Annotated in this window: 8 protein-coding genes; 2 read left to right on the plus strand and 6 right to left on the minus strand. The window is 58.6% G+C overall.

All coding sequences use genetic code 11. The features are described 5' to 3' along the window. The first annotated feature begins 117 nt into the window (after positions 1–117). Entirely contained in the window at positions 118–2,058 is a 1,941-nt protein-coding gene (locus tag BSP75_RS04440; protein ID WP_075112358.1) for an amidohydrolase family protein, read from the plus strand. Positions 2,059–2,385: 327 nt separating this feature from the next. After that, positions 2,386–2,868, plus strand: a complete 483-nt coding sequence (locus BSP75_RS04445) for a hypothetical protein (RefSeq protein WP_148140613.1) — start codon at positions 2,386–2,388, stop codon at positions 2,866–2,868. A gap of 706 nt (positions 2,869–3,574) precedes the next feature. Here the strand turns inward: BSP75_RS04445 and sucD are convergent. The 6 genes from sucD to sdhA all read right to left on the minus strand — a co-directional run bounded on the left by sucD (position 3,575) and on the right by sdhA (position 12,437). After that, on the minus strand, positions 3,575–4,447 hold the full coding sequence (sucD, locus tag BSP75_RS04450) for a succinate--CoA ligase subunit alpha (protein WP_033136558.1): 873 nt from the start codon (positions 4,445–4,447) through the stop codon (positions 3,575–3,577). Then, on the minus strand, positions 4,447–5,613 hold the full coding sequence (gene sucC, locus BSP75_RS04455; RefSeq protein WP_042059430.1) for an ADP-forming succinate--CoA ligase subunit beta: 1,167 nt from the start codon (positions 5,611–5,613) through the stop codon (positions 4,447–4,449). Before sucC ends, sucD begins: the two co-directional genes overlap by 1 nt. Before the next feature lie 175 nt (positions 5,614–5,788). Next, on the minus strand, positions 5,789–6,979 hold the full coding sequence (gene odhB / locus BSP75_RS04460) for a 2-oxoglutarate dehydrogenase complex dihydrolipoyllysine-residue succinyltransferase (protein WP_075112360.1): 1,191 nt from the start codon (positions 6,977–6,979) through the stop codon (positions 5,789–5,791). Positions 6,980–7,014: 35 nt separating this feature from the next. Beyond that, positions 7,015–9,822 carry a 2-oxoglutarate dehydrogenase E1 component gene (gene sucA, locus BSP75_RS04465; protein ID WP_075112361.1) on the minus strand — a complete coding sequence of 936 codons (2,808 nt, stop codon included), beginning with the start codon at positions 9,820–9,822 and terminating at the stop codon, positions 7,015–7,017. A 115-nt stretch (positions 9,823–9,937) separates the two neighbouring features. Continuing rightward, the gene (locus tag BSP75_RS04470; RefSeq protein ID WP_005333549.1) at positions 9,938–10,654 is read right to left on the minus strand and encodes a succinate dehydrogenase iron-sulfur subunit; all 717 of its coding nucleotides are present in this window, start codon (positions 10,652–10,654) and stop codon (positions 9,938–9,940) included. 16 nt (positions 10,655–10,670) lie between these two features. Further along, the gene (gene sdhA, locus BSP75_RS04475; RefSeq protein WP_075112362.1) at positions 10,671–12,437 is read right to left on the minus strand and encodes a succinate dehydrogenase flavoprotein subunit; all 1,767 of its coding nucleotides are present in this window, start codon (positions 12,435–12,437) and stop codon (positions 10,671–10,673) included. Position 12,438 lies beyond the last annotated feature (1 nt).

The following is a 12,438-nucleotide window of genomic DNA, read 5'->3' on the forward strand; positions in this document are numbered from 1 at the left end:
AACAAAACGTTAAAAATTTGCAGCAATTGCTGGCGTTTTTTGACCAAGCAACCATAAAGAGATCGCGTAATGTGCAGTAAAAACTGCACTAAACCCGACCCTCAAGGAGATCACTGCATGGATTGCAAGGCACCACATCGTTCTTTCTCTCGCTCATGTTTGCTGCTCACGCCGCTGCTGGCCGCCACGCTGGCGGGCTGCCAACAGACGCAACCGCCCACCGCCGCGCGTACCCTCTACCTTAACGGCAAGATCCACACCCAGGATGGCCAGCGTCAGGTGGCAGAGGCGATGGTGGTGAGCGGCGACCAGTTCCTCTATGTGGGCAACCGGCAGGGGGCCGAGGCGCTCACCACCCCCGACACCCAGGTGGTCGATCTGCAGGGCAAGATGGTGCTGCCGGGGCTGCACGACAACCATATCCACCTGTTTGGCACGGTGGCGCTCGATATGTGCGATCTCGACGGCAAGCCGGTCAATCTCGGCGAGCTGGCGGCCAAGGTGAAGCGCTGCCTGCCCCGCTACGCCCCCAAGGCGGGCGATTGGCTGGTGATCAACCAGTGGTCCCCCTACGAGGGCAACACTCCCACCGCCGCTTATAAAACCGTACTGGCAGCCCTCGATGCCGCAGCGCCCGACAATCCGGTGGTGCTGGCCGGGGTCGATGGCCACGCCAGTGCCTACAACTCGCGGGCACTGACGCAGGCGACCGACCAGAGCGGCAAACAGATCGGCTTCACCGCCGCCACGCTGGCGCCGGGCGGCCTCTTTGCCCCCTTCAAACCCTATGTGGATCTCGATAGCGGCGTCATTCGCGAGGGGGCCCGCAGCGCCATCCCCGCCCCCGACAGCGGCCTGCTCAGCGCCCATGACGAGCAGGCGGCGAGCCAGTATCGCCAGAGCCTGCCCGCCGTCTCGACCCTGATGGCCTCGCGCGGCATCACCAGCATTCAGGATGCCTGCGCCACCGACTTTATCCGCGATCGCCTGCGGGAGATGGAAGATAAGGGGCTGCTCAATATGCGGGTCACCGCCGCCACCTGTTTTCACGAGGATGACTACAGCGGCAAACTCGATATCGGCGGTCATCTGGCCAAGGCGAACCGGGTGCGCGACCAGTTCGCCAGCGATCCCCTGATCAAGGCCGATGCGGTCAAGATCTTCCTCGACGGGGTACTGGAAGGGGATCCCTTCAGCACGCCCCCCTTCCTGCCCAACGCAGGCATGCTGGCCAACTACCAGACCCCCCACCTCGCCATGGATCAGGCAGGCGAGCAGGTCACCATCACCGCCAACAGCGAGGATGCTGGCAGTAATGGGCTGGTCAACTACCGCGCCGCCGATCTCACCCGCTACGTTGGGGAACTCGACAAGGCGGGCTTTGGCATCCATATGCACAGCATCGGCGATCGCACTACCCGCATGGCCCTCGATGCACTGGAGGCGGCCCGCGCCAGCAACGGCGATCACGGCATTCCCCACACCCTCGCCCATCTGCAGGTGGTGCATCCGGACGATCAGCAGCGGCTCGGCCAGCTTGGCCTCTACCTCACCTTCACCTACGCCTGGACCAACCCCCAGCCCGAATACGACATGCTGGTCACCCCCTTTATCCAGCCAACCCGCAAGGGGCAGCACCTTCATGAGGCGATGTACGATCCCAAGGAGTATCTCAAGCAGGCGCTCTATCCGGTGGCCAGCTCACGCAAGGCGGGGGCCATTCTGGTTGCCGGTAGCGATGCGCCGGTCGACAGCCGCGATCCGCGCCCCTTCGTCAATATGGCCGCCGGGGTCAACCATGCGCCCCAAAGCAGCGATGACTTTCGGGCGAGCCAGCGCATCACCCTCGACCAGATGCTGGATGCCTACACCATCAACGGCGCCCGCGCTGTGCGCCAGCAGGCTATCAGCGGCTCCATCGAAGCAGGCAAATCGGCCGACTTTATCGTGATCGACCGGGATCTCTACCAGCTGGTTGCCGCAGGCAAGCCGGAGCAGATCGCCGATACCAAAGTCACCCGCACCGTCTTTCGCGGGCTGACTGTCTTTAGCCAATAGGCTCAGGTGAAATGGCGAGTGTGAGCATTTCGTCAGCTGCGCTCTGAGCATATGCCGCAAGCACAGCGCCTATTAAAAGCAAAATGCCGACCTTTGGGTCGGCATTTTTATGGTGGAGTTATTACACAGCAGGGGACGCAATCTTGATATGTTTATCACCGATAACGAAAACACCTGTGGTATACTACCGTCGCCGTGCTTCCAAATTCGCTTTACGGGCTTTACCACTCTCGGCATTGTGTGAAAGTATCGTCACTATCTAGATATATTGGTAAATGCATATACACAATGGATATTGTTGTATATAAGAATGGATAAGGAGACCCTATGCAGAAATTAAGTTTAGCATTACTATTTTTATCATTACCCACAATAGCTGATTCAATAAGTTTTGATTCACCGTATGGAACACTTGTTATCACTGAAGATCAATCGTCTATGGAGATAACCTTCAAGTTCAACAACAATTATTTAGGTAACGCGAACGATTATATAAAGATGGATGCAAAACGACTTCCAAATCCTGACGAAGAACATAAAACTATAATAATGCTGAAGGGATTTACAGGTGGGAGTGGTTGTGAAAGCGTACTTTCCATAGTCACAATAAAAGAGGATGGGGTTTTCTTCAGCCCTTCACTTTTAACCTGCGGCGGTGTTCATGATATCTTTATTAAAGATGGATATGTGATTGTAAAAGCTGATGAAGATAGGGACAACAAAGTAAAGGTAACTTATACCGTACTCAACTCTTCAGTATCTAGAAATGGCTTACCAATAAAGGACCCCCGCGACTTTATTGAAAAGTAAGGATATGAAATGCCGCTCACTGGCGGCATTTCATTACATATGCAGGCTTGATTTGGTTTCTAACATGTAGTCTCTATCAGCCTGCTGGGGATAATAGTGAAACATAATTAAGTGTGTGAGATAAACCTATAATATTCATATATTCTAGATGGCTGTCTAGCTCAATTTTCTTCCCAAAATAGCCGATCGCTAGGATAAGCGATAACAATACAGAGTATTACGATACCAACCCCCAGTTCACTAAAATAACCCATTGGCTGCATATAGTTTGAAAATTTCCACAGAAGATCACTCGTTCCCCCACTAGATTTCACTATTTCGCATGAGTTGGCAAAATAAATATTGGTACCGATAAGCACAAACCCAACTCTGGCAAAAGGACCAGTAGTGCATGACCAACTATAAAGAAATGGGAACACATATCGCCATCAGAAAAAACCAAACCGGAACAAAAGTAGAGATGACGGGAACAAGTTAAACACAATGCCGTCAATAACTCTGGTAAATGAGGTGCTATCAAAAAGGGCTTCGTTGCCAGCAACAACAAGCAGCAGGAAAAACCACCTCATTGTTTCCCCCAAGCACCGAGAATGACTATATTATCGTTATATCCTCATCTGCTGAACTTGCGAAGCCAAATATCAAGCGCCATAAAAAAGCCGCCCATCGGGCGGCATTTTTATTAGAGATAACGAGCGATAAGGAATTACCAGCCGGTGACTTCGCGCAGGGCCTTGCCGATATCGGCCAAGGAGCGAACGGTTTTCACGCCAGCATCTTCCAGCGCGGCAAACTTCTCGGCGGCGGTACCCTTGCCACCGGAGATGATGGCGCCAGCGTGGCCCATCCGCTTGCCGGGAGGCGCAGTGACACCCGCGATATAGGAGACCACAGGCTTGGTGACGTGGGCCTTGATATAGGCGGCCGCGTCTTCTTCGGCGTTGCCGCCGATCTCGCCGATCATCACGATCGCTTCGGTCTGCGGGTCGTTCTGGAACATCTCCAGAATGTCGATAAAGTTGGAGCCCGGGATGGGGTCGCCACCGATACCGACGCAGGTGGACTGGCCAAAGCCCTCGTCAGTGGTCTGCTTGACCGCTTCGTAGGTCAGGGTGCCAGAGCGGGAGACGATACCCACCTTGCCCGGCTTGTGAATGTGGCCCGGCATGATGCCGATCTTGCACTCACCCGGGGTGATCACACCCGGGCAGTTGGGGCCGATCATCCGCACGCCGGTCTCTTGCAGCTTCACTTTCACATCCAGCATATCCAGCGTCGGGATGCCTTCGGTGATGGTGACGATCAGCTTGATGCCCGCGTCGATCGCTTCCAGGATCGCGTCCTTGCAGAACGGTGCCGGTACATAGATGACTGAGGCAGTGGCGCCGGTCGCTTCGACCGCGTCACGGACGGTGTTGAACACCGGCAGGCCCAGATGTGTGGTGCCGCCCTTACCCGGGGAGACGCCGCCGACCAGCTGGGTGCCGTAGGAGAGCGCCTGCTCGGAGTGGAAAGTGCCCTGACCACCGGTAAAGCCCTGGCAGATGACTCGGGTTTCCTTGTTAATCAGTACGCTCATCAGTTGGCCTCCGCTGCTTTGACGACTTGCTGCGCGGCATCGGTCAGACTCTTGGCCGCAATGATGTTGAGGCCGCTCTCGGCCAGCTTGATACCACCCAGCTCGGCGTTGTTGCCTTCCAGACGGACCACGACGGGCACCTTGACCCCCACCTCCTTGACTGCACCGATAATGCCTTCCGCGATCATGTCGCAGCGCACGATGCCGCCGAAGATGTTGACCAGCACCGCTTTGACGTTGCTGTCGGAGAGGATGATCTTGAACGCCTCGGTCACGCGCTCCTTGGTGGCGCCACCGCCGACGTCAAGGAAGTTGGCCGGTTTGCCGCCGTGCAGGTTGACGATATCCATGGTACCCATGGCCAGACCGGCGCCGTTGACCATGCAGCCGATGTTGCCATCGAGGGCCACATAGTTGAGCTCCCACTGGGCGGCGTGTGCTTCGCGGGGGTCATCCTGTGACGGGTCGTGCATTTCGCGCAGCTTGGGCTGACGATAGAGGGCGTTGGCGTCGATGTTGATCTTGCCATCGAGGCAGTGCAGGTTGCCCTGCTTGGTGATCACCAGCGGGTTGATCTCCAGCAGCGCGAAATCGCAATCCAGGAACATCTGGCCCAAGCCTAAGAAGATCTTGGTGAACTGTTTGATCTGATCGCCGACCAGACCCAGTTTGAAGGCCAGTTCGCGGGCCTGATAGGCCTGCGGACCCACCAGCGGATCGATGGCCGCCTTGTGGATCAGATGGGGGGTTTCGTGGGCAATCTTCTCGATATCCACGCCACCTTCGGTAGAGGCCATGAAGACCACGCGGCGTGAGCCACGGTCAACCACGGCGCCCAGGTAGAGCTCTTTGGCGATGTCGGTGCAAGATTCAACCAGGATCTTGGTGACCGGCTGGCCGTTGGCGTCGGTCTGGTAGGTCACCAGATTTTTGCCAAGCCAGTTTTGGGCGAAGGCACGGATCTCATCCTTGCTCTTGGCCACTTTCACGCCGCCCGCTTTACCGCGACCACCGGCGTGTACCTGGCATTTGACGACCCAGATATTGCCGCCAATCTTGTCAGCCGCTTCGGCCGCTTCTTGTGGGGTAGCGCAGGCATAACCTTCGGAGACCGGCAGGCCATACTCGGCAAACAGCTGTTTTGCCTGATATTCATGCAGATTCATAGATGCTCTATCCGTGTTGTAGGTATTTCCGTCCGGGGCTGGTGTTTCTCAATCCCCTGTGAATGGGGGCCTGGGCGGCCCCTCGTTATCTTTCAATCGCTCGGGTACTACAGTGCTTAAACGCCCGGCAACACACTGGCTCGGGGCGCAAACCCCTTGCCTGCGTGCTACAGGCTTAGACGTCCAGCAACAGACGGGTCGGGTCTTCCAAGAGCTCCTTGACGGAGACCAGGAAGCCTACCGATTCGCGTCCATCGATGATCCGGTGATCGTAGGAGAGTGCCAGATACATCATCGGCAGGATCTCGACCTTGCCAGCAACGGCCATCGGGCGATCCTGGATCTTGTGCATCCCCAGAATGGCGCTCTGGGGCGGGTTGATGATCGGGGTGGACATCAGGGAGCCGAACACGCCACCGTTGGTGATGGTGAAGTTGCCGCCAGTCAGTTCATCCACGGTCAGCTTGCCGTCACGGCCCTTGCCCGCCAGATCCTTGATGGCCTTCTCGATGTCCGCCAGGCTCATGTTGTCGCAGTCGCGCAGCACCGGCGTCACCAGACCACGCGGGGTGGAGACGGCGATGCTGACGTCGAAGTAGTTGTGGTAAACCACGTCATCACCATCGAGCGCCGCGTTCACTTCCGGATAGCGCTTGAGGGACTCCACTACCGCCTTCACGTAGAAGGACATAAAGCCGAGCTTGATGCCGTGCTTCTTCTCGAAGATCTCGCCGTACTGCTTGCGCAGATCCATGATGGGCTTCATGTTGACCTCGTTGAAGGTGGTCAGCATGGCGGTGGTGTTTTTCGCTTCCAGCAGACGCTCGGCAATGCGCTTGCGCAGACGGGTCATCGGCACCCGCTTGTCGGTGCGACCGCTGAGCGGCGCAACCTTGGCTGCAGGCGCGGCAGCGACGACCGGTGCGGCAGCCGCAGGCTGACTCTTGGCCTTGATGAAGGCTTCCACATCATCCTTGGTGATGCGACCGCCCTTGCCGGTGCCAGTCAGCTTGGCCACGTCGATGTCGTGCTCGCCAATCAGGCGGCGCACCGAGGGGCTCAGGCCATCGGCGCCATCATCGGCCACCGCTTCAGCCGGTTTCTCTTTGGTCTCTTCACCGGCCACCGGAGCGGCGGTAAGGATGGCAATCAGTTGACGGGACAACACGGTCGCCCCTTCCTCTTGCAGAATATCCCCCAGCACACCGGCTTGCGGTGCCGGCACTTCCAGCACCACCTTGTCGGTCTCGATGTCGACCAGCACTTCGTCACGGGCGACCAGATCGCCCGGTTTTTTGTGCCAGGTGGCGATAGTGGCATCGGCCACTGATTCCGGCAGATCCGGTACCTTGATTTCGATAGTCATCCAATCAGTTCCTTTTTACTTCTATGCCAGAGGCTTTACAGGGTAAGGGCATCTTCCACCAAGGCTTTTTGCTGCTTGGCGTGGACAGACATGTAACCGACGGCCGGTGAGGCTGACGCGGGGCGACCGGCATAACGCAGGGTGGCACCGGCTGGCAGCACGCCATCGTAGTGGTGACGGGTGCAGTACCAGGCGCCCTGGTTCTGCGGCTCTTCCTGACACCAGACAAAGTCGGTGACGTGGCTGTAGTCGGCCAGAATCGCGCGCACTTCCTCTTCCGGGAAGGGGTAAAGCTGCTCAATTCGTACCAGTGCCACATCGTGCTGCTCGGCCTTGCGACGGGCATCGAGCAGGTCGTAGTAGACCTTGCCGGAGCAGAACACCACGCGCTTGACCGCTTTCGGATCCAGCGCATCGATTTCGCCGATGGCGTTCTGGAAGGTGCCGTCAGCCAGCTCTTCGAGCTTGCTCACCGCCAGCGGGTGGCGCAGCAGGGATTTGGGCGTCATCACAATCAGCGGACGGCGCATCGGGCGCACTACCTGACGACGCAGCATATGGAACACCTGCGCCGGGGTAGAGGGCACGCACACCTGCATGTTGTGCTGGGCGCACATCTGCAGATAACGCTCCAGACGGGCGGAGGAGTGCTCCGGGCCCTGCCCTTCGTAACCGTGTGGCAGCAGCATGGTCAGGCCGCACATCCGGCCCCACTTCTGCTCGCCGGAGGAGAGGAACTGATCCACCACCACCTGGGCACAGTTGGCGAAGTCACCGAACTGGGCTTCCCAGATGGTGAGGCCAGCCGGCTCGGCGCTGGCGTAGCCATATTCAAAGGCCAGTACCGCGTTCTCGGTCAGCACGGAGTCATACACCTCGAACGGCCCCTGCTCGTCGTGCAGGTTGCACAGCGGGGTGTAGGTGCTGGCATCGGTCTGGCTGTGCAGCACGGCGTGGCGGTGGAAGAAGGTGCCACGGCCGGAGTCTTCACCGGTAAAGCGGATGCGGGACCCCTTGTCCACCAGGGTGGCGTAGGCCAGGGTCTCGGCAAAGCCCCAATCCACCAGCTTCTCGCCCGCGGCCATCAGACGGCGATCTTCGTAAATCTTCTCGACCTGACGCTGCAGCACATGGGTGGCCGGATACTGGCTCACCCGCTCGCCGAGGCTCTTGAGGTGATCCATCGGCACGGCACTCTCATAGGCCATGTTCCAGTCGTGGCCAAGATACGGTGTCCAGTCAACGGAGTGCAGCTCCATCGGCCGCCACTCCTTGCTCACCCGCTCGCCGCGATCCAGCGCTTCGCGATACTCGTTGACCAGTTCGGTCGCCCGCTCCTGAGCGAGGCTCCCCTCGGCCACCAGCTGATCGGCGTAGATCTTGCGCGGGGTCGGGTGCTGTTTGATCTTCTGGTACATCAGCGGCTGGGTCGCACTCGGCTCGTCCGCTTCGTTGTGACCGTGACGACGGTAGCAGACCAGCTCGATCACCACGTCGCGTTTGAAGGTGTTGCGGTAATCCAGCGCAATCTGGGTCACCAGCACCACGGCTTCCGGATCATCCCCGTTGACGTGCAGCACCGGCGCCTGAACCGCCTTGGCGATGTCGGTGCAATATTCGGTGGAGCGCAGATCACGATGGTAAGAGGTGGTGAAACCCACCTGGTTGTTGATGACGATGCGCACCGTCCCGCCCACGCCATAGGCACGGGTCTGGGACATGTTGAAGGTCTCGGCCACCACGCCCTGACCGGACATGGCCGAGTCACCGTGAATGGTGATGGGCAGCACGCTGGAGCCATCCTTGTCACCGCGACGATCCATCCGGGCACGGACCGAGCCGATGACTACCGGGTTGACGATTTCGAGGTGAGAGGGGTTGAACGCCAGCGCCAGGTGGACGTTGCCACCCGGGGTCGCGAAGTCGGAGGAGAAGCCCATATGGTACTTCACATCACCGGTACCCCAGGATTCGCCATGCTTGCCGGCAAACTCGTCGAACAGATCCTGCGCCCGCTTACCGAGTACGTTGATCAGCACGTTGAGACGACCGCGGTGGGCCATACCGATGACGGCCTCTTTGCAGCCCTGTTCACCGGCGCGACGGATCAGCTCCTTGAGCATGGGGATCATGGCGTCGCCACCTTCCAGCGAGAAGCGCTTGGCTCCCGGGAACTTGGCGCCCAGATATTTCTCCAGCCCTTCGGCGGCGGTCAGGCTCTCGAGGAAACGGGTCTTCTCTTCGAGGGTGTAGCTCCCCTTCCCTTCAATGGATTCGAGACGCTGTTGCAGCCAGCGCTTCTCTTCCGTGGAGGTGAGGTGCATGTAGTCGGCACCTATGCTGCTGCAGTAGGTCTTTTTCAGCGAGGCGTAGAGATCGGAGAGCACCATGGTCTCGCGACCAATGGCGTAGGAGCCCACATTGAAGGTGGCCTCCATGTCTGTGCCCTGCAGGTTGTGGAATGCCGGATCCAGTTCGGCAACGGTTTCACGCTGCCACAGACCCAGCGGGTCCAGATTGGCATTCTGGTGACCACGGAAACGGAAGGCGTTGATCAGCTGCAACACCCGCACCTGCTTGGCATCCACTTGTGGATCGGAGACGGGGGCACTGTAGCGAGAGGGATCCTTGGCCAGACGACGGAAATAATCGCGGACCTGGGAGTGGGGTTGTTCAACCGCATGGCCATTGACCTGGGGCAGCTCGCTAAACAGGCTGCGCCACTCGTCGGACACGGAGTCAGGATTTTCCAGGAAGGATTCGTACAAATCCTCGATATAGCTTGCATTCGCACCAGCCAGGTGAGATGACTCCAACCAGGCCTTCATCACGCCGTTATGCATTTCTATCCCTTGTACTTCTTGTTACTGCTGCGCAGCTTGTAGGGGTCAAATAGCCATCCTGCCACGGGTGGGATGGCTATCCAGAAGTCGGGCCAGCGCGGGGCCGGCCCTGATACTAAACAGCCCGATTGAGCAACATCGACTTGATCTGGCCAATCGCCTTGGTCGGGTTCAAGCCTTTCGGACAGACGTTCACGCAGTTCATGATGCCATGGCAGCGGAACACGCTGAATGCGTCGTCCAGATTCCCCAGTCGTTCGGTGGTCGCGGTGTCGCGGCTGTCAGCCAGCCAGCGGTAGGCGGCGAGCAGCCCGGCCGGACCGATAAACTTGTCGGGGTTCCACCAGAAGGAGGGGCACGAAGTGGAGCAGCAGGCACAGAGAATGCACTCGTACAGGCCGTCAAGCTTGGCGCGCTCTTCGGGGGATTGCAGGTGCTCACGCACCGGCGGCAACTTGTCATCGTTGATGAGGAAGGGTTTGACCTTCTCCCACTGGGTGTAGAACTGGGTCATGTCGATCACCAGATCGCGGATCACCGGCAGGCCAGGCAAGGGGCGGATAACGACGTTATTGCCCTTCTTCAGCAGATCGGAGAGCGGGGTGATACAGGCAAGACCGTTCTTGCCATTCATGTTGAGACCGTCTGATCCACAGACCCCTTCGCGGCAAGAGCGGCGGAAGGCGAGCGTGGGATCCAGCTCTTTCAACTGGATCAGTGCGTCGAGCACCATCATGTCGGAACCTTCAGGAATATCAAGACGATATTCCTTCATATGGGGGACGTTATCAACATCCGGATTGTATCTGTAGACAGAGAATGTGACGTTCATAGGGCTGGCTCCGCAATCAGTAAGTCCGGACCTTGGGCGGGAACGCCTCACGGGTCTTGGGTGACATGTTGACAGCGCGACGGGTCATGGACTCGGTGTCCGGGTGATAGAGGCTGTGGCACAACCAGCTCTCGTCGTCACGCTCCGGGAAGTCAAAGCGGCTGTGAGCACCGCGACTCTCGGTACGGAAGTTGGCGGCAACCGCCGTGGCAAACGCCGTCTCCATCAGGTTGTCCAGCTCCAGGCACTCGATGCGCTGGGTGTTGAACTCTTTGGAGGTGTCATCCAGACGGGCATGCTTGAGGCGCTCGCGAATAAGTTTCAACTCGGCCAGCCCTTCTGCCATGGCATCCCCTTCGCGGAATACGGAGAAGTTGTTCTGCATGCAGCGCTGCAGGTCTTTGCGGATCTGCACCGGGTCTTCGCCGTCACGGCAATTTTCCCAGCGATTGAAGCGCACCATGGCGGCATCGATATCGGATTCGGAGGCATCACGACCGTGATCCATCTCGCCCAGGGTATTGACCAGATGCATGCCGGCAGCGCGGCCGAACACCACCAGATCCAGCAGCGAGTTGCCACCCAGACGGTTGGCACCGTGTACGGAGACGCAGGCAATTTCACCCACCGCAAACAGGCCGACCACCGGCACGTCGTTGCCGTCCTTGTCTTGCGCCAGACACTGACCATTCACGTTGGTCGGCACGCCGCCCATCATGTAGTGGCAGGTCGGGATGATCGGAATGGGCTCTTTGACCGGATCCACGTGGGCGAAGGTGCGAGAGAGTTCGCAGATACCCGGCAGACGGGATTCCAGCACCTCTTTGCCGAGGTGATCCAGCTTGAGCTTGATGTGCGGGCCCCAGGGACCATCGCAACCACGCCCTTCGCGGATCTCGATCATGATTGAGCGGGCCACCACGTCGCGACCAGCCAAGTCCTTGGCGTTGGGGGCGTAACGCTCCATGAAGCGCTCGCCATCTTTATTTAGCAGATAGCCGCCTTCACCACGGCATCCTTCGGTCACCAGCACCCCGGCCCCGGCGATGCCGGTCGGGTGGAACTGCCAGAACTCCATGTCCTGCACCCCTACCCCGGCGCGCAGCGCCATGCCGACACCGTCACCGGTGTTGATGTGGGCATTGGTGGTGGACTGGTAGATACGACCGGCACCGCCGGTGGCCAGCACGGTGGCCTTGGCCTTGAAGTAGACCACTTCGCCGCTCTCCATATCGATGGCGGTACAGCCAACGATGTGACCGTCCTGGTTTTTCACCAGATCCAGCGCATACCACTCGGAGAAGACGGTGGTCTTGTTCTTGACGTTTTGCTGATAGAGGGTGTGCAGCAGAGCATGACCGGTACGGTCGGCGGCCGCTGCGGTACGAGCAGCCTGCTCGCCACCGAAATTCTTGGACTGACCACCAAACGGACGCTGGTAGACAGAACCGTTGTCGAAACGGGAGAAGGGCAAGCCCATATTCTCCAGCTCATAGATGGCCTCGGGGCCGGTCTTGCACATGTACTCGATAGCTTCCTGATCACCGATGTAATCGGAACCTTTTACCGTGTCATACATGTGCCATTGCCAGTTGTCATCGTGGGCATTGCCCAGCGCGACCGTGATCCCGCCCTGAGCGGACACCGTATGAGAACGGGTTGGAAAAACCTTGGACAACAGAGCGCAGCTCTTGCCGGACTGGGCAATCTGCAGCGCGGCGCGCATACCGGCACCACCGGCACCAATCACCACCGCATCAAATTCACGAGTTGGAATAGTCACC

The organism is Aeromonas sp. YN13HZO-058, from assembly GCF_001921245.1.
GTDB lineage: Bacteria > Pseudomonadota > Gammaproteobacteria > Enterobacterales > Aeromonadaceae > Aeromonas > Aeromonas allosaccharophila.